Origin of the sequence: Rhizobium sp. SL42, assembly GCF_021729845.1 — a bacterium.
Lineage (GTDB): Bacteria > Pseudomonadota > Alphaproteobacteria > Rhizobiales > Rhizobiaceae > Allorhizobium.
Genome location: NZ_CP063398.1, coordinates 589,582 through 610,624, shown reverse-complemented (window position 1 = coordinate 610,624; position 21,043 = coordinate 589,582). Strand labels below are relative to the sequence as shown.

Sequence of the window (21,043 nt, the reverse complement as noted above, 5' to 3'; positions counted from 1 at the left end):
CATGAAAAAGCTTATTCTCGGCACGACGATCGCGCTGATGACGTCCGTTTCCGCCTATGCTGGCGACATCGGCGTCTCGATGGCGAATTCGGACACCTTCCTGACCGTTCTGCGCAAGGGCATCGAAAAGTCGGCAGGCGATGCGAGCCAGCCGGTCCAGATCGAAATCGCCGATGACGACGTGCAGAAGCAGCTGTCGCAGATTCAGAACTTCATCGCCGCCAAGGTTGATGCCATCATCGTCAACGCTGTCGACACGTCGGCAACGGCACCGATGACGAAGCTGGCCAATGACGCCGGCATCCCGATCGTCTACGTCAACCGTCAGCCGGCTGACGTAGATGCACTGGGTCCGAAGGGCGCATTCGTCGCATCGAACGAAGTGGATTCCGGCACGCTGGAAACCAAGGAAGTCTGCCGCATCCTCGGCGGCAAGGGCGACATCCTCGTCATGGTCGGCGACCTTGCCAACCAGGCTGCCGTCCAGCGCACCAAGGACATCCACGACGTGATCGCCACGCCGGAATGCGCCGGCATGAAGATCCTCGACGAGCAGACCGCAGTCTGGGATCCGGTCAAGGCACAGGACCTGATGACCAACTGGATCGCAGCAGGCCACAAGCCCGCCGCCGTCATCGCCAACAACGACAACATGGCGATCGGCGCGATCAATGCCATGAAGTCCGCTGGTTGGGACATGAAGGATGTCGTCGTCGCAGGTATCGACGCGACCCAGGAAGCGCTTGCCTACATGAAGGCCGGTGACCTCGATGTGACCGTCTTCCAGGATGCCTTCGGCCAGGGTGCCGGCGCCGTGGATGCCGCCATCAAGCTCGCCAAGGGCGAAAAGGTCGACGCCAAGGTCTGGATCCCGTTCCAGCTGGTCACGCCTGAAAACATGGACCAGTTCGTCACCAAGAACTGATAGAATGCCAATCCGGTTCGCCGCCATTGGAGGTGGCGGCGAACCGATCTTTCCGGGGAGGAGTACACCTAATGGTGCGATCACAAGCGATCAGCCCGCAGACCATGCTGGCGGTCAGGCAGAGCGGAGCCGTTCCACAAAGTGAATACCTGCTCGAGGTCACGGATGTCCGCAAGGAGTTTCCGGGCGTCGTCGCCCTTGACGATGTCCAGCTGAAGCTTCGCCGCGGCACCGTACACGCCCTGATGGGCGAAAATGGCGCCGGCAAGTCGACGCTGATGAAGATATTGGCTGGCATCTACACGCCGGATAGCGGCAGCTTCCGCCTGCGCGGCAGCGAGATCCGCCTGAAGAACCCGCTCGACGCCCTGCAGAACGGCATTGCCATGATCCATCAGGAACTGAACCTGATGGCGCCGATGACCGTTTCGGAAAACATCTGGATCGGCCGCGAACCGATCGGCCGCTTCGGGCTGATCGACCATGCCGAGATGAACCGCCGTACAGAGGCGCTGTTTGCCCGTCTCGACATCGACATCGACCCGGAAATCAAGGTGGGCACACTCAGCGTCGCGAGCCGCCAGATGGTCGAGATCGCAAAGGCTGTTTCCTTCGATTCCGACGTTCTGATCATGGACGAACCGACGTCGGCCCTGACCGACAAGGAAGTGAACCATCTCTTCCGGATCATCCGCGCCCTTCGCGAAGAGGGTAAGGGCATCATCTATATCACCCACAAGATGAACGAACTCTTCGAGATTGCCGACGAGTTTTCCGTCTTCCGCGATGGCAAGTACATTGCTACCTGCAACTCATCCGACGTCACCCGCGACGACATCATTCGCATGATGGTCGGCCGTGAAATCACCCAGATGTTCCCGAAGGAACCGGCAAAGATCGGCGAGGTCGTGCTGGCGGCGAAAGGCCTGACACTGAACGGCGTCTTCCGCGACGTGTCCTTCGAGGTTCGCGCCGGAGAAATCGTCGGCTTTGCCGGACTGGTCGGCTCCGGTCGCTCGAATGTCGCCGAGACGATCTTTGGTGTCACCCCTGCCGATGCCGGCACGATCGAACTTTTCGGCAAGCAGGTGGACGTTTCCTCGCCCTCCATTGCCATGAGCCACGGAATGGCCTTCCTGACCGAAGATCGCAAGGAAACCGGCTGTTTCCTGCTGCTCGACATCCAGGAAAACGCCCAGATGGCGGTGCTCCAGCAAGGCTATACCAAGTTCGGTTTCGTCCAGCAGGACAAGCTTCAGAAGGAAGCGTCCGACATGGCCAACCGACTGCGCGTCCGCACGCCGGACATGCGCGAGCCGATCATCAACCTGTCGGGCGGCAACCAGCAGAAGGTGCTGATCTGCCGCTGGCTGATGACCAATCCGAAGATCCTGATCCTCGACGAGCCCACGCGCGGCATCGATGTCGGGGCTAAGGCGGAAATCCACCGCCTGATCTCGCAGCTGGCGGGACAGGGCGTCGCGATCATCATGATCTCCTCGGAGATGCCGGAAGTGCTCGGCATGAGCGATCGCATCGTCGTGCTGCATGAAGGACGCGTCACCGGCATCCTGGACAGGGCCGAGGCCGATCAAGTGAAGATTATGGAGCTGGCGTCGCATTGACGACACAGCCGGGAGGAAATCATGTCAGATGCCATCAACGAACTCGGCGAGACGTCCAAGACGGGCCTGAAAAAGGTCCGCCGTCTGCCGCCTGAATTCTCGATCCTGGTCGTCCTGATCGGGATTGCCCTGGTCTTCGAAGTCCTTGGCTGGTACCTCGTCGGCGAAAGCTTCCTTGCCAACAAGCAGCGCCTGTCGATCATCGTCCTGCAGGTTGCCGTGACCGGCATCATCGCCGTCGGCGTGACCCAGGTCATCATCACCGGCGGTGTCGATCTCTCTTCCGGATCCATGGTCGGCTTCATCGCCATGGTGGCGGCAAGCTTCGCGCAGACGTCGCTCAATGCCCGCGCGGTCTTCCTGCAACCGGAATATGCCGCCTTCGGCCTGAACTGGTTCATCGATTCCAGCCCGATCTGGCCCTTGCTGGTTGGCCTTTTGCTCGGCGGCCTGCTCGGTTACCTGAACGGCGTGCTGATCGCGAAGACCGGTATCCCGCCCTTCATCGCCACGCTCGGCATGATGGTCTCGGTCCGAGGCCTGGCAAAATGGTATACCGAAGGCCAGCCGGTTGCGCTCCTGAACGAGAACTTCGCCTGGCTTGGCCAGAGCTTCGAGGTCTGGGGCTTCCCGGTGCCGCGAACGGTGATCGTCTTCTTCGTGGTTGCGATCATCTTCCACATTGCCTTGTCGCATACCCGCTACGGCAAATTCACCTATGCGATCGGCGCCAACAGCCAGGCGGCACGCGTCTCCGGCATCGATATCGGCAAGCACCTGATCAAGGTCTATGCGGTCGCCGGCCTTCTCTCCGGTCTGGCAGGCGTCATGCTGGCTGCCCGTGCCCAGTCGGGCCAGCCCAACATGGGCGTCTCGTTCGAACTCGATGCAATCGCCGCAGCCGTCATCGGCGGCACGTCGCTCTCGGGCGGCATCGGCCGGATCACCGGAACCGTCATCGGCACGATCATCCTCGGCGTGGTGACCTCCGGCTTCACCTTCCTGAAGGTCGGCGCCTACTACCAGGAAATCGTCAAGGGCGCGATCATCGTTGCGGCCGTCGTCATCGACGTGCATCGCCAGCGCAAGAAGTCCCGCGCCTGAACTACCTCCCAGGCGCATGAGGCGGTGCAGGTTCGGGGGAACCGGCGCCGCCTCTCCTCTTCATGCCACAAGACAATCTGACCTGACCCGTCACGGACCTATCGAGAGATGACCATGAAGCCCTATGTATTGACCGTATCCTGCAAGTCCACGCGCGGCATTGTCGCGGCGATCTCCGGCTATCTCGCCGCCGAGGGCTGCAACATCGTCGACTCATCCCAGTTCGACGACCTCCATACCGGCCAGTTCTTCATGCGCGTCTCCTTCATCTCCGAGGAAAGCGCCAGCCAGGCCAGCCTCGAAAAGGGCTTTGCCACCGTCGCCGAAGCCTTCGGCATGACCTGGAACCTCTACGACGCCGCAAGACGCGAGAAGGTCCTGCTGATGGTCTCGCGCTTCGGTCACTGCCTCAACGACCTGCTCTATCGCTGGAAGATCGGCGCCCTGCCGATCGACATCGTCGGCGTCGTCTCCAACCACTTCGATTACCAGAAGGTCGTCGTCAATCACGACATTCCCTTCCACCACATTCCCGTCACCAAGGCCAACAAGCCCGAGGCCGAAGCCCGCATCATGGGCATTGTCGAGCAGACCGGCACCGAACTCATCGTGCTTGCCCGCTACATGCAGGTCCTGTCCGACGACATGTGCCGCAAGATGTCCGGCCGGATCATCAACATCCACCACTCCTTCCTGCCGTCGTTCAAGGGCGCCAACCCCTACAAGCAGGCCTTCGAGCGCGGCGTGAAGCTGATCGGCGCCACGGCCCATTACGTCACCGCCGATCTCGACGAAGGCCCGATCATCGAGCAGGACGTCGCCCGCATCACCCATGCGCAGTCGGCCGAAGACTATGTCTCGATCGGCCGTGACGTCGAAAGCCAGGTGCTGGCCCGCGCCATCCATGCCCATATCCACCACCGCACCTTCATCAACGGCAACCGGACCGTCGTCTTCCCGGCAAGCCCGGGTTCCTATGCTTCCGAGCGCATGGGGTGACGCCGTGGCAACCGTAATCGATGGAAAGGCAGCGGCCGCCTCCGTGGTCGAAGCGGTAACTTCAGCGGCGACGGACCTTCAGGCGCGCGGCCACCGCAAGCCGGGGCTTGCCGTGGTGATCGTCGGCGATGATCCGGCAAGCCATGCCTATGTCGGCGCAAAGAGCCGCATGGCCAAGCAATGCGGCTTCAACTCGATCCAGCACACCCTGCCGGCCGAGACCGCGCAAGCCGATCTGATGGCACTGGTTGCTTCGCTCAATGCCGATCCCGAAATCGACGGCATCCTTGTGCAACTGCCGCTGCCCAAACCGCTCGACAGCGACAGCGTGATCCAGTCGATCCTGCCGGAAAAGGATGTCGACGGGCTGCACATCGTCAATGCCGGCAAGCTGGCAACCGGCGATCTTGCGACCGGTCTGATCTCCTGCACGCCGGCCGGCGCCATGATCCTGGTGCGCCAGATCCATGGCAAGGACCTGTCCGGTCTGAACGCACTGGTCATCGGCCGCTCCAACCTGTTCGGCAAGCCGATGGCGCAGCTTCTGCTGAACGCGAACGCCACCGTCACGATCGGCCATTCGAAAAGCCGCGACCTGCCGGCGCTCGCCCGTCAGGCGGATATCCTGGTCGCAGCCGTCGGCCGTCCGGAAATGGTGAAAGCCGACTGGCTGAAGCCGGGTGCGACCGTGATCGATGTCGGCATCAACCGCGTCGATGCGCCGGAAAAGGGCGAGGGCAAGTTCAAGCTGGTCGGTGATGTCGCCTTTGCCGAATGCCGGCCGGTCTCCGGTGCCATCTCGCCGGTTCCCGGCGGCGTCGGCCCGATGACCATTGCCATGCTCATGGCGAATACGGTCATCGCTGCCTATCGCCGCGCCGGCGAAGACGCGCCGGCGTTCTGACGGAATTTTCGAAATCGACTGCTGCAAGCGGAGGAAGACATGGGATTGGGAATAGGACTGATCGGTTCGGGTTACATGGGCAAGTGCCACGCCATGGCCTGGAACTCGGTGGCAACCGTCTTCGGCGACGTGGAGCGGCCGCGCCTTGTGGCGCTCGCCGATGCGACCGAGGAATTGGCAAGCCGCCATGCCAAGGCCTTCGCCTTTGACCGCGGCACCGGAAACTGGCGCGACCTCGTGGCCGACCCTGATATCGATGTGATCTCGATCGCCGCACCGAACCAGTTTCACGCCGAAATGGCGATCGCCGCCCTTGAAGCGGGCAAGCATGTCTGGTGCGAAAAGCCGATGGCGACCTCGCTTGAGGATGCAACACGGATGCGGGATGCGGCGCAGGCATCCGGAAAGACGGCGATCCTCGGCTACAACTACATCCAGAACCCGATGATGCGCCAGGCAAGCCGGCTGATCGCCGAGGGTGAAATCGGCACCGTGAACCACATCCGTCTTGAGATGGATGAAGACTATATGGCCGATCCGGACGAGGCCTTCTACTGGAAGAGTGCCGCCACGTCAGGCTATGGCGCCCTGGACGACTTTGCCGTCCACCCGCTGTCGCTGCTGACGGTGCTACATGGCAGGATCACCTCCGTCGTCGCCGACATGGCCAAGCCTTACGAGGACCGTCCCGCAGCCGGCGGTGGCCGTCGCGCGGTTGAGAACCATGATATTTCCCAGGCTCTGTTTCGCACCGAAAACGGCGCTTCCGGCGTGCTCATGGTCAACCGCTCCGCCTGGGGCCGCAAGGGTCGCATCGCCGTCCAGATTTTCGGTTCGGAAGGCTCGATCCTGTTCGATCAGGAACGCATGAACGAACTGCAGGTCTTCACGCGGAAGGATCGCAGCGACACTCAGGGTTATCGCACCCTGCTGGCAGCCCCAGCGCACCCGCCCTATCAGCAATTCATCCCGGCACCGGGCCACGGCCTGGGCTTCAACGAACTGAAGGTGATCGAATGCCGCGAACTGCTGCGCCTGATTGATGGCGACAAGGCAGCGCATGTGATCGACTTCGATACCGGGTTGGAAATCGAACGCATCGTGCATGCCACTGCGCAATCAGCGGAACGTCGGTCCTGGGTCGAACTCTGAACGATGGCTTTGCCTGGTGTGCTGTTCGAAGCCTGGCAATCTTCGGCAGCGACATGGGTCGTTTCCTGCGGGGGCGACACAACGTGCATTCCGGCTTGCTTCCGAGCCTGACCACTCTTATCGCAGTGATGATCGCCCGCTGCTATCAGACTACGGCACGACCTGTTGCGTGATAACAGACGCGTTGTAAATCTGCTCTGCTGCGAGTGGCAGCAGGCGATAGGCCATTTCGGCCTTCAGTTCCTCGTGACGGGCGATCTCGTCGGGGGTCTTGTCCTGCTTGGCGCCGAGCGTGACGAATTCCTCCTTCACGTGTCCCGGCTTGATCACGGCTTCGGCGGTGCGGCCGCGATAGCTGAAACGGAACACGTAAGGGCCGGGATGGTCGCTGATCGACTTGTCGACGGTCAGCCGTCCCTCGGTCAGCGCCCGGGTCACCATTTCCAGCGCATCGCGGCCGCCGGGACCGGAAAACGCGGTCACGATCGTCACCTCGCGCCGTTCCAGCGGCGTGTCGGAGAGGAGCGGAAACGCCGCCTGCATCGCCTTCAACGCATGCGCGACACCACCGGGAAAACCGCCGCCGTGATAGGCGTTGATGTTGTCGAAGGTGAAGCTGATCGGGTGGCCGTTGTCGAGCACGGTAATGACGTTAGACATCTGCGAAGGCTTTCAGGTTGGGTACGAAACAGTCGAGGAAAAAGGTCGTGGCCGGCATGAAGTGCGAACCGTGGTGGAACATCGGATCAAGCGAGGAGAGGATCATCGTGCCTTTGGTCGAGACCTTGTCCTCGTAGAGGATCGCCCGGCCGTCTCCATCGCGGGCGAGAACCGTGGCGCCGTCCGGCGGCACGAACCAGCCGTGCAGGTGCCAGGTCGCCTGCCGGTCGCCGATCCCGGCCATCAGCGGATGGCGGGCGGCGACTTCGGTCACGCGCACGCCGAGATCGGCGGCCGGATCGAGCCACCACCACCAGTTCGTCGGCGTGCCGGTAAAGTCGACATGCGGCAGCCAGAGATCTGACTGGCTTTCGCCGAGCGCCACCACCGTTCCGCCGGCCGCCAGGTGGCGGGCGATCACGGGCTTCTGGGCGATCATGCGCTGCGCCGGCGTGCGGCACGGAACCCAGAGAATGTCGTCTGGCCGAAGGATGTCGGCGAGCTGTTCGGGCGCGCAGATCACGTCGAAGGCCGCGGTGTAGCGCGGCCCTTCAAGGCTGCGGATATGGTAATGGGTGCCGCAGGATGGCGCGACGATACGCCGTCCGGTGTGGCTCGACATGCGCATGCCGCCATAGGTTTCGGAGGCGGAAAGCGGCAGGTCGGCCGCCGGTGACGCGGGCGAACCGGGCCAGGGGTCGAGGCATGTGCCGCCGCGGGTCCAGTCGATCATGCGGCGCGTCAGCTCGCCCGAAAGCTTCCATTCGAGCCCCATCGAGCCAAGATCATTGCCGGCATGGGAAAAGATCCGCCCACCCTTTGGACGCGCCCAGACCCAGTCGACCGGCACCTTCGCCGCGCCCAGGCCGTTGACCGCGACCGCGCCCTCGGGCAGCGGATTGCAGCCCCGGCCGTAAAAGCCGGCAACGCCCTTGTTGGTCTCGAGTTTCGAAAGGTCGATACCGGCAAATACCGGATGGGAATTGACCGAGGCGAGGTCGAAATCGGCGCGCTTCGGCGCCTCGATCGGCCGGTACTGGGCCATGCCGTCGACCAGCGGCCGCACCATGTGGCCGTTGAAGAACCAGCGCCCGCCGGCTTCGAGGAAGGCGGCGAGCGCCTCGCGCATCAGCGCCATGGCGTTCTGGTCGAGCTGGTTGCCGGTGATCAGGCCCTTGTGGGCCAGAAGCATGTCGGCGTTCAGCGCCGACTGCTCGACGATCGTCACAAAACCCTCGGCGGCGGCCGCCTTCACCGCCTCGGACGGAGCCTCATAGGTGGATTTCAGATAGATCGTACTCATGCTGCCTCTATTCCGGCGAAGGCCGGCAGGATTGCCCGGCGCGTCTCGCCCGTCGGTCCGGTGACCTCCACCCAGCGCATCGGCACGCCGTAAAGCTCGGAAAGCTTGTCGGGCTCGATCATGTCGGCGACGGTCCCGTGCATCTCGCGCCCGCCCGGCATCATCAGGAGAACGTCGTCGGCCGCCGCCAGCGCATGGTTGGGGTCGTGGGTGGTGAACAGGATGGCCTTGTCGCGGCGCAGCCTGAGCGTGTTCAGGAGTTCCAGCGTGCGCGACTGGTTGCCGAGATCGAGCGCCGAGGTCGGCTCGTCGAACACCAGCGCCGGCGAACCGGTGGCGATGGCCCGCGCGATCAGCACCATCTGCCGCTGCCCGCCGGACATGCGGTCGTAGCGAAGCTCGGCGAGATGGCAGGCGCCGACCTCGACCAGCGCCTCCGCCGCCGCCGCGCGATCCTCGGCCGAGGGCTGGCCGAACAGCCCGAGCCGTGCCGCCCGGCCCATCACCACCACGTCGAGCCCGGAAAGCTTGGCCTGAGAGGCGCCGTGCTGCGGCACGTATCCTGCGATTTTCGGCGCGCTGCGGCGACCCTTCGCCAGCGGCTGGAAGCCGAGCAGGGCGCGCAAAAGCGTGGTCTTGCCGCGCCCGTTGGGGCCGAGCACCGCCATCGACCGGCCGACCGGCACGGTGAAGCTGATGCCGGAAAACAGGGGGCGGGCACCGAAGGAGACGGAAGCGTCGTCAAGGCCGATCATGTCCGGCTGGTCTCCTTGAAATGGCGGCGCAGCAGGGTGCCGAACACCGGCGCGCCGACCAGCGCGGTCAGCACGCCGAGCGGAATCTCGGCCGCCGTCAGCGTGCGGGCCATGGTGTCGATCAGTGTCAGGTATGCCGCGCCCAGCAGGGCCGAGGCGGGGATCAGCACGCGGTGGTCCTCGCCGACGAGGATGCGCGCGGCATGCGGCACGACGAGGCCGATCCAGCCGATAATGCCGGCCACCGCCACCGATGTGCCGGTCATCAGCGAAATGGCGACGAAGATGTACCAGCGCTCGCGGTCGGGATTGACGCCGAGCGACCGGGCCTCCTGTTCCTCGAGCGCCAGAAGGTTGAGCCGGTAGCGCAACATCCAGACGGCGAAGAGGCCAAGTCCCATGCCCGGAACGGCGAGCCACAGGCGTGGCCAGGTGGCGGTCGAGAACGAGCCCATCAGCCAGTAGACGATCGCCGGCAGCGAGGTGTTGGGATCGGCGACGAACTGCACGACCGAGACCAGCGCGGCAAACAGCGCGCCGACGATCATGCCGGCGAGGATCACCGTGATCACCTCGGTGCGGCCGTTGATGCGGGCGAGAAGCCCGACCATGACCAGCGCCGACAGGCCGAGCAGGAAGGCCATGCCAAGCAGGATGAAGCCGGAATAGCCGAACAGGATGGCGAGCGCGCCGCCGAAGGCGGCCCCCTGGCTGATGCCCAGCACCTGCGGCGAGACCAGCGGATTGCGGAACACGCCCTGCAGCGCAGCACCACCGACGGCGAGCGCCGCGCCCGACAGCGCCGCCAGCAGAACGCGCGGCAGCCGCACCAAAAGCACGATGCGCTCGTCCATCTGGCTCGGCGCGGCGTCGGGGTTCATGACCGCCGCCAGCAGGATTTCGCCGATCCGAGGCACGTCGACGGAAAAACGCCCGGCGCCGATCGAAAACAGCATGGCGGCGACAAGCGCCAGCGCCATCAGGCCGAAGGCGCCGATCCTGACGCCGATCAGGCTCTTACGCCCGCTTTCCGCCGCCGCCATCGCCATCCTACTTCGCCTTGAACTGGGCGTAGTCGGTGGCGTCGCCCTGCATGCCGATCCACAGGATGCCGTCGATGTCCTCGTCGGTCAGGTCGTAGTCGTAGAGCGTCTTGTAGGCCTTTTTCATCTCTGCGCGCAGGTCGTACTGGAAGATGTCGGGATGCATGAGATTGGCGAGCCACATCCAGGTCAGCGGGCTTTCCTGGTTCGGCGGATCCCAGCGATAGCCGCCGAGCGGCATCTTGTAGACGCGCTTGTCCTGGGCGGCCTTGGTCAGCGACAGGATCGGATCGTCATAGATGCGCTCAAGGCCGAGCTTGGCTTCGAAACTGTTGAGGAGAATGACGTCCGGGTTCCACTCGGCGATCTGCTCGGGGCTGATCGTCGTGCCCTGGCCCTCGAGATCGGCCGAAACCGAGACGGCGCCGGCCAGATTGACGTAGAAGGCTGCATAATTGCCCTTGTCGCCGGAGGCCGTGAGGCTTTCCAGCGCGCGGCCGAGATAAAGGATACGTGGCTTCTTGTCGGCCGGAATATCCTTCGACTTCGCGGCCATTTCGGCGGCCACCTGGTCGCGCCAGCCATTGATCATCTCGGCGCGCTCGGGCTTGCCCATCGCGGTCGCCACCATGGCCTGGTACTGCTTGGTCTTTTCTTCCGAGCCGTAGGAGATCAGAAGCGCGTTGAGGCCGGCATTGACGATCGGATCGACCAGGTCCGGGCCGCGATCGGCCCACTGGATCACCAGTTCCGGATTGGTGGCCGCCAGTTCCTCGACATTGGGAATGAAGTTCGGCGCGGTGATGTCGGAGGGAATGTCCTTGGCCTCGGGGAAGATCTTGCCCAGCACACCCTCGACGATCGCCGATTTGGCGGTCGGGTTCATGCCGACGAGCTTGGAGGTTCCGCCGTCCATGGCGATGATGGTGGAGGCCATCGGGATCGGGATCGAGGCGATCCGCTCGACCGGCTTTGCCAGCGTTACGGTCCTACCTTCATGGTCATTGATGGTAATTGGGTCGGCGCGCGCTGGGATTGATGCAAGTATGGCGAGGACTACTCCCGCCAGGGCGATAGGAAATCGGATGGTCATTGAATGTCTCCAAAAAGTAGATTGTCTAGTTTCCTCGGCGAATAGCGCACTAGCGCGCCGCTGCCAGGAAGCGCTGTTGGCGATGACAGTCGCATATGCCCCAGGACAGGTTTGGATAAGATGGTCTTTCCGGCTTCGAGATTTTGCCCTCGGCGGCAATGATGCCGTTGCAGATGTCGCGCAACAGACAGGGGCCGTGCGGCCCATGATCTGGATACCGCACGATGCTGTCGCCGTTGTGCATGAACACGTAGCCCCCCTTGTCGTTGGAGGTCGGGTATTTCCACAGCCAGTCCGCCGGTTTCGGGTCGTCCGTAGGTCCCACATCTGTCAACCAGATGGCGCCCTCTGGCATGTCCGTCCAGCCGCGCGCGTACTGACCGAAAATCCCCTGCCAGCCGTCGAATTCGTCGCTCACATTCGAGAAGAAGCCGAGTGGGTCGTGTCGAACGCGTACCTTCAGGTTGGTGAACGGGCGCGGTGCCACGGCGCGAAACGTCGACATGAATGGCAGCCATGGGATGGCCGGCTGGCTCGACAGGATGAGATGCCCACCGCGTTCCAGGAAGGCTAGAAAGTCAGTTGCCCTGCTGCGCAGGAAGATCTCGTCCGTGTTGTTAGGTATGTAGATGAAATTGGAGTCCCGCAGTACGGTGTCGTCGAGATCGTAGAGAGCGTGGTAGCGAAGGGTGACGCCGGTTCCCTCGAAGGTTTCGGCCAGACCCGGCGGTTCCCAGTCCCAGGTGCTGTCGAGAGCCCGCAGATATGTAAGGCTAAACGTGTTTCTTTCCCGGTTGATGCCGAGTTCGCCATTGAGCCATGGATAGAATGCTTCGAGAAAGCGTGTGGTGGCGGGCATGAAACGCTCGCCGTTGTGGCCGTGCGGATCGAGCGTGGTCACCATCAGCCGACCGCCGCCTTGGAGATTTCGGAAGTCCATGAAGAGGCTGAGGCTGTCGTCGTCAAGGGTCAGAATGTGCTCGGCGTCGGGATGTTTCTCCAGTGCTCCCATCCAGTGCCAGCTCATGTCGGCAAGTGAAATGGCGTCGCAGATCGGATGCCGAGGCTCCGGCTGCCGGACCTCGAGATAGGGATTGGGGCGCGTCCACCAGAGCCAATCCCGTGCGTTCACTGGCTGCCATTTGAGCTTGACCACATCAATGATGTTCTCGACGTCGCGGATCGAAAAAACGATGAGAAAGCCGCCATTGCGGACATAGTCGTTCAATTGCCGGGCGTGCGCTCTCAATTCCACGCAATCCATTACATCCGGGATGATGATGGCAGAATATGCACCGAGATCGTGCCGATCGAGTTCGCGAAGATACAGCATGTCGTCGAGCAGATGGGCAAAGTCCTGGAAGCTGCGCACCTGCGCGGCGTTGCCCCACGTCACATAACCTATCTTTTGCATGTACCGTCCAGTTTTCAGCCTGCCACAGGTGGCAGATATCTAAACTTGACATAAATAGTCAATATATCATATCAGCTCCGCGACAAAACAATCTGGGGCGAAGATCATGAAGACGGCGATTTTTACAGGCTTGGCGGCAATGCTGGCGGTTTCGGCCGCACACGCCGGTGATAAACCGATCAGCTTTGAGGATCACCGCGGGCAGAAGATCGAGTTGGCAGCGCCTCCTGAGCGGATTGCGACGATCATCCGGGCAGCGCCGTTCATCTACTATTCGGCGGATCGTACGACTGATCACATGGTTGCGGTGAATGCGGATTCGATCGCTCGTATGAAGAAGTTCGTCTATGCGGATCTCATTCCCGAATTGCTTGAGCTCGACGGTACGGCCGCCCGCGATGGCTTCGCCCCCAATGTCGAGGCGATACTGGCAACGAACCCGCAGCTGGTGATCCAGGCCATGCACAACCCGGACCTCATCGAGCCGCTGGAGCGTGTCGGCCTCAAGGTTGCGGCTTGGGGATGCTGCTCGGAACAGCAGCGCCTTGACTACATCACCATGAGCGGCATCATCTCCGGTCATCCGGAACGGGCAGAAGCGACGCTCAAGCTCCATTATGATTCCAACGCGGCGATGAAGGCAAAATTCGGCGAACTGGCGGACGACAAGCAAGTCAGCCTCGTCTACATCGAGAAGCTCGGCGACCAGATCCAGGTCGTTGCCAATCCCTCGCAGGACTTTTCCCTGAGCGGAATCAAGAACCTCGCAGCAGATGACAGCGGCGAATGGTGGAAGAATGTCGATGTGGAGCAGCTCTTCACCTGGAACCCCGACATGATCATCATTCCGGCCCAGGCCGTGACGCTCAACCCGTCCGATTTCTATGCGCATCCCTTGCTTTCAGGTATGGACGCGGTGAAGAACAAACGCGTCTACAAGGTCCCGAAGTTCAACGCCTCGCCGGATTCCCCGGAACTGTTCCTCTCGGCGGTATGGCTTGCCATGGTTGCTCATCCGGAGATGGGTCCGATCGACGAAGACTTCCGCAAGACTGTTCGCGATGCCTACGTGACGATCTACGGTCGTGAACCGGACGAAGCGCTCATCAACCGTATTCTTGAGCTGGAGGCAAATAGCCAGGCTCCCGGATACGCAGCCCTGTTCGAATAGTGTCTGTGGCCTCGACCAGCGAGACAATTTCAAGGCAGCGCGGCGGGAGCGCAATACCCGCCACGCTGGTGCTGTTTACAGCGCTCGTCGCCTTGACCCTCGTTTCCATCACCATCGGGCGTTACGACCTTGATGTGCTCAAGGTCATCCGTATCCTTGCCGACAATCTCATACCGGTGCGCAATCCAGACTGGACGGTGCTGGAGGAACAGGTCGTGGAACTCGTACGGCTGCCTCGTATCCTGGCCGCCGTGCTGGTTGGCGCCGGGCTTGCGGCGTCGGGCGCCGCTTTGCAGGGCCTGTTTCGCAATCCACTGGTTGATCCGAACATCATCGGCGTCACGAGCGGCGCCGGCTTCGGCGGAACGCTCGCCATCCTGTCAGGGATTTTTGGCTACGGTCTTCTTGCGATTGCATTCCTCTTCGGACTGGCAAGCGTGATGATCGTCAAGGTGCTGGCAAGTTCCCGCGGAAGGACGTCCGTCTTGGCGCTCGTGCTGGCTGGGGTCATCATTTCGGCCTTCTTCGGCTCGGCTATATCGATCGTGAAATTGCTTGCCGATCCGCACCAGAAACTGCCGGCCATTACCTATTGGCTGATGGGCAGCCTGGCATCGACAAACTATGAAGACCTGTTGCTCATGGCGGTCGTGATGGTCCCGGCTCTGGCGGTGATCTATCTCATGCGTTTCCAAATCAACATCATCTCGCTTGGCGAGGAGAAGGCGCGGGCGCTTGGATCTCCGGTCGCGACGGTTCAATGGGCCGTGCTCGGCGCAACCGCTGTCATCTCGGCCGGCGTGGTGGCCTGTTGCGGGATTATCGGGTGGGTTGGACTGGTCATCCCACATGTGGCGCGGGCCATTTCCGGACCCGACCATGGCCGGTTGCTGCCGGTCTCCATTCTGCTCGGGGCAATCTACATGCTGCTGGTCGACAATATCGCGCGAACGGTGTCGACGGCCGAAATCCCGGTCGGCATCATCACGTCGCTGATCGGCGTTCCGGTCTTTGCCGTCCTCTTGCGACGCATGCAGAGCAAGGGAGGCTGGAAGAGTGATTGAGGTGCGCGATTTGTCCGTGGAGCGAGGCGGCCGCCCGATCCTCGAAGGATATGACCTTGCCATTTCCACCGGCAGCGTTGTGGCAATCCTCGGCGCGAATGGTGTCGGCAAGACCAGCCTGATCAACACGATCGCCGGCCTGGTGGCACCGAGCCGGGGTGAAGTGCATTGCCGTGCCCGTATCGGCTATGTACCGCAACTCTTCGACGTCGCTTTCGACTACTCGGTGACCGATATCGTGTTGATGGGCCGCGCGCGTCAGGTTGGCTTGTTCGGTACGCCCCAGCGCCTTGACTACGACGCCGTGCATAACCAGCTCTCCATGCTTGGCATCAATCATCTGGCAGAGCGCTCCTTCAATGCGCTGAGCGGCGGCCAGAGGCAGCTTGTCATCATCGCCCAGGCGCTTGTGTCGGAATGCCAGGTGCTGATCCTTGACGAACCCTGTTCCGCACTCGACTATCACAATCAGGCCGTGGTGATCTCGGTGTTGGACCGGCTGTCGCGCCAACATGGCATGACCGTGCTGTTCACCACCCATTCTCCCCAACATGCGCTGGAAATCGCAAGCGACGTTCTGTTGATGTATGGCAGCAACGAGTTCGACTTCGGCCCGACTGCTCGCATTGTGTCGGAGGCAAGCCTGGCGAGGCTTTATGGCGTCGAGGTCCGCAAGGCGTTGTTCGAGGGTGATGGCGCCTTCACATACGCACCGTCGTTTAGGAGCCGATAGGACTTGATCCTGCGGATGGTCATGAGGTCAACACCTGATGCTGCAGAGTGCTTGGACTTGTCACGAAAATTGCTCCTAGAAGAAATAATTCCAGATATGCCTGTCTCGGTGTCATCTGCATTCCATGAGCGCTGAGTGATCGATTGGCGGCAGCCAAACAATCATGCGTGATGAACAGGAGTTCGATCGATCCTGTTCCGGTTCACATTGTCTCAAGCGCATTCACCCTTCACAGCGGAAGGCCGATGTTGGAGCGCTCTTGTTTCGCAAAGGCTACGACGAGCGACAAGGATCGGATTGGTTTTAAGCGCCATTGGCTGCACGCGACCCTCTATGCGCGACAGGAGCGTTTCGGTTGCAAGTACGCCAAGGGCGCGGCCAGACTGATCGATACTGGCCAAATCGACAAGGCTGAGGGCGGCGGTGGGCGAGTTGTCATAACCGATCACAGCAAGATCTTCCGGAACCCGGACCTTCATCTCGGACGCCATGTTCAAAAGCGTTATGGCGTCGAGGTCACTCCAGCAGAAGACGGCCTCGGGGCGATCAGGCCGGAGCAGAAAGGCTTTAAGGCTTTCCTCTCGTTCCGGCGATGCGACGGCGACACTATGGATGTCGATTGCATCGGCAAAGCCGGCCGCCTCCATCGCCTGACGATAGCCAATCTCGCGCTGGCGCACCACCGAGACGCTGTGTCCTTCCCGTGAGCCAAGGGTCAGCATGCTGATCCTGTTGTAGCCGCGTTCGACAAATGCCTGAACGGCAATAGCGGCACCTCGCTGGTCGTCGCAGTTCACCGTGTCGAAATCTTTCGCCTCCGGATCATGATAGCCGATGGCAACGATCGGGATCTGGGCGGCGAACCGCGCGATGACCTCGGAGGGCAGGCGCGGAGCAATCAGGATCAGGCCGTCCATCTTGTAGTCGATCATCGATTCGATCAGCGATGTTTCCAGCTGTATCCGTGCCTCGCTGACGCCGATCATGGCGCGGTAGTGCGACGGAGCGAGGATTCCGTTCACTCCGTCGATGATTTCCGGAAGGAAGGGGTTGCGGATATCGACCAGCAGCAGGCCGATGGTAAAGGTGCGGCCGCGAAGTCCGCGTGCTGCCCGGGAAGGCCTGTAGCCAAGCGCTTCGATTGCGGCTTCGACCCTGCCGCGCAGTGCTTCGCTCACCCCATATGCATTGCGCAGGACCTTGGAGACGGCGGCAACGGACACCCCGGCACGGGCGGCGACCGTGCGGATGGTCACGCGGCCGCCGGTTATTGCCGTCTCGTCTCTCTCGGACATTATTTTCCCCGATTTTTCAATTGCTACGACCACCATGGCAGATGCCGTGCGAAATTTCTATTGCGTGCCGACAAAAAATGTAGAACGTTACACATAGAACGTTCTACACGACGTCAGGGAGGACATCATGAACATGCACGCCACCGCCAGCCGCAAGGGGCTGACGCAGCGCAACTGGGCTGCGGAGATGATCGCGCCGTTGTCGGATGAGGGCGTCGGTCGTCCTGCAAGTTTTGTTTCGAAGACGTTTGCGCAGGAGGCTGTGCCGGCTGCCGTAGATCTCTTCATTTCTGCGCAGGGGCTCTATCGCTGTTTCATCAACGGCAAGCGTGTCGGTGAAGACCTGCTGACGCCCGGCTGGACCAATTACGACCATCGCATCGCCTTTCAGCGTTATGATGTCGCGCCGCTTCTCGTTGCCGGAGAAAACCGCATCGAGATCTGGCTGGCGGATGGCTGGTATCGCTCGCCGATCATGTGGGGTGTCAACGCCATTCCCAACTGCTGGGGCGACCGGATCGCCGCGATTGCCGAGCTGGTGTCTGGCGGACGCACGCTGCTTTCGACCGATGCGAGCTGGAAGAGCGGTAAACTGCCGGTCGTGAAGTCGGGCATCTATTTCGGCGAGATTTTTGACGCACGGATCGGACTTGCGGAGACGCATGGCGCAGAAGCCATCGCCTTCGACAAGGCGCTGCTCGTCGCCCATGAAGCGGCGGCAGTGCGCGAGCTTCCGGCGCTTGCTCCGCTTGAGCAATGGCGCGATGCCGAGGGGCGTCTGGTCTATGATTTCGGCCAGAATGTCGGCGGCTATGTGCGCTATACGGTACGGGGCAAGGCAGGTGCGCAGGTGCGTGTCGAGCATTCGGAAGTGCTTGGTCCCAGTCGCTATTTCGACAATCGTAACTACCGTACGGCCGTTGCCGAAACCCATTATACGCTTGCAGGCGAGGGCGATGAGACCTACGCGCCTTACTTCACCTTCCAGGGCTATCGTTATGCCCGCCTGACGATCACGGGCGAGGCGGAGATCGTTTCGATCGCTTCCGTGCCGATCACCTCGGTTGCCGAGATCAAGGGCGGCTTCGAAAGTGGCTCCAGTCTGGTCAACCGGCTGGTTCTCAACACCGTCTGGTCGCAGCGCGGCAACTTCATCGAGGTGCCGACCGATTGCCCGCAGCGCGATGAGCGTCTCGGCTGGACCGGCGACGCGCAGGTCTTTGCGCCGACCGCCTGCTGGCTGGCAGATGCCGAGGATTTCCTGCGCAAGTATCTGCGCGACGTGATGGCCGATCAGCGGCCGGATGGCGCGATCCCGCATGTATCGCCGGACCCGACGCGGCTGCATCCGGAGCATTTTCCGGGTTATGCCGGCTCGACCGGCTGGGGTGATGCCATCGTCATCATTCCGTGGGTTCTCTATACCCATTATGGCGACCGCGCTGTGCTCGACGAGTGCTTCGATGCCATGGTGCGCTGGGTGGATTTCCTCTGGTCGATCTCGGACGGGCCGATCGTACGCCCGCCGCCGCATTGGGGTGATCGTGGTTTCACCTTCGGCGACTGGTTGCAGCCGGTCGGTGACAATCGCAAACCGCGGCCGACCATCGCCGACGATTGCGCCGCGACCCTCTATCACTTCATCTCGACCGAGCTTTTGGCGTGTATCGCCGGGGTGCTGGGGCGTAACGACTTGCGGCAGACGATGGAGCGTCGGGCGGCCGAAATCCGCACTGCCTTCGCCTTCGAATTCATCTCGCCGTCCGGTCGTCTCGCCCATAATGACCAGACATCGTACGCACTCGCTTTCCTCAACGACCTCGTACCGGCCGAGCATTTCGAGGCAGCGAAAGGCCATTTCCGGCGTGTCGTCGAGGATGCGGACTACAAGATCGGAACCGGCTTTATCGGCACGCCGGCGCTTCTGCCGTCGCTGACCAAGCTTGGCATGGACGATCTGGCCGAAAAAGTCTTCCTGCAGGAAGAGGTGCCGGGCTGGCTCTATCAGGTGAAGCAGGGCGCGACCACGATCTGGGAGCGCTGGGATTCCATGGCGCCGGACGGGACGATCTACGATCCCGACATGAACAGCTACAACCACTATTCCTATGGTGCTGTTTGCCAGTGGCTGTTCGAGAGTGTCGCGGGTGTCTCACCTGATCCCGAACATCCGGGATTCACCCGTGTAAGGATTTCGCCGACGCCGCTCGAAAGGCTCAATCCTGTCTCGGCCTGGCATGAGAGCGCCAAGGGCCGCATCGAGGCCTCATGGACGATTGCCAATAGCATGGTCGAATACAGAGTCAGCCTTCCCGAAGGCTGCGAGGGACTGTTCGTGCCGACAGCGCGGTATGTCAATCCGGTGCTGGACGGCAAGCCAATTAATGGCGAAACCCTGATGGCGGCCGGCCGCCATCTGATCACCTTTGAGATTTCGAAAGGCAACTAGTGCATTCCATCGTGTCGTCTTACTGTTCGGAGGAGGAACATCATGACACTGCGTATGAAGACGAAACTGACCGCTGCAACGGCCCTGACGGCGCTTCTGCTGTCGGGCACGGCTTTTGCCGATACAACGCTCACCTTTCTGGTCGATAACAACACAGACTCTGTGGCGGCCGCCGAAGCGCTCGCGACTGCCTATTCAGAAAAGCATCCCGATGTGACGGTCGAGGTCGAGCAACGTCCAGGCGGCGGCGAGGGCGACAACATCGTCAAGACCCGGCTTGCGACCGGCGAAATGACCGACGTGTTTCTCTATAATTCCGGTTCGCTTCTGCAGGCACTGAAGCCAGAAAGTTCGCTGCTGGATTTGAGCGACCTGCCGTCACAGGGGAAGGTTGCCGATGGTTTCAAGTCGGTCGTTTCCGCAGACAGCAAGGTTTATGGCGTGCCCTATGGCACGACCATGGCTGGGGGCATCTTCTACAACAAGAAAATCTATTCCGAGCTTGGCTTAGCGCCTCCCAAAACCTGGGCCGAGTTCATGGCCAACAACGAAAAGGTCAAGGCGGCCGGCAAGGTCGCTGTTGCCCAGACCTATCGCGACACCTGGACATCGCAGCTTTTCGTGCTGGCGGACTATTACAACCTGCAGGCTCAGGTGCCGAATTTCGCGGCCGACTACACGGCCAACAAGGCGAAATACGCGACCACCCCTGCGGCCGTCAAAGGCTTCGAACGTCTGCAGGACGTGCACGACAAGGGCTTGCTGAACGAGGATTTCGGTGCCGGCACCTATGACGACGGCCTGCGCATGGTGGCGACCGGGGAGGCGGCGCACTATCCGATGCTGTCCTTTGCCATCGGCGCCCTGAAGCAGAACTATCCGGATGAGATGGCGGATGTCGGCTTCTTCGCCCAGCCGGGCGACGATGCAGCAAACAACGGCCTCACCGTCTGGATGCCGCCGGCGGTCTATATCCCGAAGACCACATCCAATCCCGAGGCGGCGAGGAAATTTGCCGATTTCGTCGGCAGCGTCGATGGCTGCAAGGCGATCATGGCTGTCAACACCGTGCAGGGGCCGCCGCTGATCGACGGCTGCGATCTGCCGGCGGACGTTCCGGCCGCGATCAGCGACATGCTGCCTTACTTCAGGGACGGCAAGACCGCGCCGGCGCTCGAATTCCTGTCGCCGATCAAGGGGCCGGCACTGGAGCAGATCACCGTCGAAGTCGGCTCCGGCATGCGCCCGGCCGCGGAAGCGGCTGCTCTCTATGACGAGGATGTGCGCAAGCAGGCCAAGCAACTCGGCATTCCGAACTGGTGAGTTCCCGCGCGTTGCAAGAACAAGCCGCCCG

18 protein-coding genes are annotated in these 21,043 nt (G+C 61.7%); 11 read left to right on the top strand and 7 right to left on the bottom strand.

Annotated elements, in window-relative coordinates; translation table 11 throughout:
• Nucleotide 1 precedes the first annotated feature (1 nt).
• The 6 genes from IM739_RS21720 (at nucleotide 2) to IM739_RS21695 (ending at nucleotide 6,709) form a co-directional block, all read left to right on the top strand.
• Nucleotides 2-925: a sugar ABC transporter substrate-binding protein gene (locus IM739_RS21720; protein WP_237371312.1), complete on the top strand. Its 924-nt coding sequence runs from the start codon at nucleotides 2-4 to the stop codon at nucleotides 923-925.
• A 71-nt stretch (nucleotides 926-996) separates the two neighbouring features.
• Entirely contained in the window at nucleotides 997-2,550 is a 1,554-nt protein-coding gene (locus IM739_RS21715; protein WP_237371311.1) for a sugar ABC transporter ATP-binding protein, read from the top strand.
• A gap of 21 nt (nucleotides 2,551-2,571) precedes the next feature.
• Complete coding sequence (locus IM739_RS21710) at nucleotides 2,572-3,654, top strand: ABC transporter permease (RefSeq protein WP_237371310.1); 1,083 nt, start codon at nucleotides 2,572-2,574, stop codon at nucleotides 3,652-3,654.
• 114 nt (nucleotides 3,655-3,768) lie between these two features.
• Nucleotides 3,769-4,653: a formyltetrahydrofolate deformylase gene (gene purU / locus IM739_RS21705; protein ID WP_237371309.1), complete on the top strand. Its 885-nt coding sequence runs from the start codon at nucleotides 3,769-3,771 to the stop codon at nucleotides 4,651-4,653.
• A gap of 4 nt (nucleotides 4,654-4,657) precedes the next feature.
• Nucleotides 4,658-5,557, top strand: a complete 900-nt coding sequence (folD, locus tag IM739_RS21700) for a bifunctional methylenetetrahydrofolate dehydrogenase/methenyltetrahydrofolate cyclohydrolase FolD (RefSeq protein ID WP_237371308.1) — start codon at nucleotides 4,658-4,660, stop codon at nucleotides 5,555-5,557.
• A gap of 39 nt (nucleotides 5,558-5,596) precedes the next feature.
• A complete protein-coding gene (locus IM739_RS21695; RefSeq protein ID WP_237371307.1) occupies nucleotides 5,597-6,709 on the top strand; it encodes a Gfo/Idh/MocA family protein in 1,113 nt (370 codons plus the stop codon).
• Nucleotides 6,710-6,859: 150 nt separating this feature from the next.
• Here IM739_RS21695 and IM739_RS21690 read toward each other — a convergent pair whose 3' ends face one another.
• The 6 genes from IM739_RS21690 to IM739_RS21665 are packed head-to-tail and all read right to left on the bottom strand — an operon-like array spanning nucleotide 6,860 to nucleotide 12,977.
• Nucleotides 6,860-7,369, bottom strand: a complete 510-nt coding sequence (locus tag IM739_RS21690; protein ID WP_237371306.1) for a hypothetical protein — start codon at nucleotides 7,367-7,369, stop codon at nucleotides 6,860-6,862.
• Nucleotides 7,362-8,672: a hypothetical protein gene (locus IM739_RS21685; protein ID WP_237371305.1), complete on the bottom strand. Its 1,311-nt coding sequence runs from the start codon at nucleotides 8,670-8,672 to the stop codon at nucleotides 7,362-7,364. Before IM739_RS21685 ends, IM739_RS21690 begins: the two co-directional genes overlap by 8 nt.
• Nucleotides 8,669-9,427: an ABC transporter ATP-binding protein gene (locus tag IM739_RS21680; RefSeq protein ID WP_237371304.1), complete on the bottom strand. Its 759-nt coding sequence runs from the start codon at nucleotides 9,425-9,427 to the stop codon at nucleotides 8,669-8,671. Before IM739_RS21680 ends, IM739_RS21685 begins: the two co-directional genes overlap by 4 nt.
• The gene (locus IM739_RS21675) at nucleotides 9,424-10,476 is read right to left on the bottom strand and encodes a FecCD family ABC transporter permease (protein ID WP_237371303.1); all 1,053 of its coding nucleotides are present in this window, start codon (nucleotides 10,474-10,476) and stop codon (nucleotides 9,424-9,426) included. Before IM739_RS21675 ends, IM739_RS21680 begins: the two co-directional genes overlap by 4 nt.
• Nucleotide 10,477: 1 nt before the next feature.
• Entirely contained in the window at nucleotides 10,478-11,563 is a 1,086-nt protein-coding gene (locus tag IM739_RS21670) for an ABC transporter substrate-binding protein (RefSeq protein WP_237371302.1), read from the bottom strand.
• A gap of 49 nt (nucleotides 11,564-11,612) precedes the next feature.
• Nucleotides 11,613-12,977, bottom strand: coding sequence for a hypothetical protein (locus tag IM739_RS21665; RefSeq protein ID WP_237371301.1), 1,365 nt, complete (start codon nucleotides 12,975-12,977; stop codon nucleotides 11,613-11,615).
• A gap of 106 nt (nucleotides 12,978-13,083) precedes the next feature.
• Here IM739_RS21665 and IM739_RS21660 point away from each other — a divergent pair, with 106 nt between their 5' ends.
• From IM739_RS21660 to IM739_RS21650, 3 genes are read left to right on the top strand one after another with little or no spacing between them, the layout of a single operon-like run.
• The gene (locus tag IM739_RS21660; RefSeq protein ID WP_237371300.1) at nucleotides 13,084-14,148 is read left to right on the top strand and encodes an ABC transporter substrate-binding protein; all 1,065 of its coding nucleotides are present in this window, start codon (nucleotides 13,084-13,086) and stop codon (nucleotides 14,146-14,148) included.
• Nucleotides 14,148-15,212 carry a FecCD family ABC transporter permease gene (locus tag IM739_RS21655; RefSeq protein WP_237371299.1) on the top strand — a complete coding sequence of 355 codons (1,065 nt, stop codon included), beginning with the start codon at nucleotides 14,148-14,150 and terminating at the stop codon, nucleotides 15,210-15,212. The genes IM739_RS21660 and IM739_RS21655 overlap by 1 nt, the downstream gene beginning before the upstream one ends.
• 1 nt (nucleotide 15,213) lies before the next feature.
• Nucleotides 15,214-15,945, top strand: coding sequence for an ABC transporter ATP-binding protein (locus IM739_RS21650; protein ID WP_237371298.1), 732 nt, complete (start codon nucleotides 15,214-15,216; stop codon nucleotides 15,943-15,945).
• Between the two features lie 212 nt (nucleotides 15,946-16,157).
• Here IM739_RS21650 and IM739_RS21645 read toward each other — a convergent pair whose 3' ends face one another.
• On the bottom strand, nucleotides 16,158-17,240 hold the full coding sequence (locus IM739_RS21645) for a LacI family DNA-binding transcriptional regulator (protein WP_237371297.1): 1,083 nt from the start codon (nucleotides 17,238-17,240) through the stop codon (nucleotides 16,158-16,160).
• Between the two features lie 127 nt (nucleotides 17,241-17,367).
• On the opposite strand from IM739_RS21645, the gene IM739_RS21640 reads away from it, so the two are divergent.
• Both IM739_RS21640 and IM739_RS21635 read left to right on the top strand, forming a co-directional pair.
• Nucleotides 17,368-19,689 carry an alpha-L-rhamnosidase gene (locus IM739_RS21640; RefSeq protein WP_237371296.1) on the top strand — a complete coding sequence of 774 codons (2,322 nt, stop codon included), beginning with the start codon at nucleotides 17,368-17,370 and terminating at the stop codon, nucleotides 19,687-19,689.
• 42 nt (nucleotides 19,690-19,731) lie between these two features.
• The gene (locus tag IM739_RS21635) at nucleotides 19,732-21,012 is read left to right on the top strand and encodes an ABC transporter substrate-binding protein (RefSeq protein WP_237371295.1); all 1,281 of its coding nucleotides are present in this window, start codon (nucleotides 19,732-19,734) and stop codon (nucleotides 21,010-21,012) included.
• The last annotated feature ends 31 nt before the right edge of the window (nucleotides 21,013-21,043 follow it).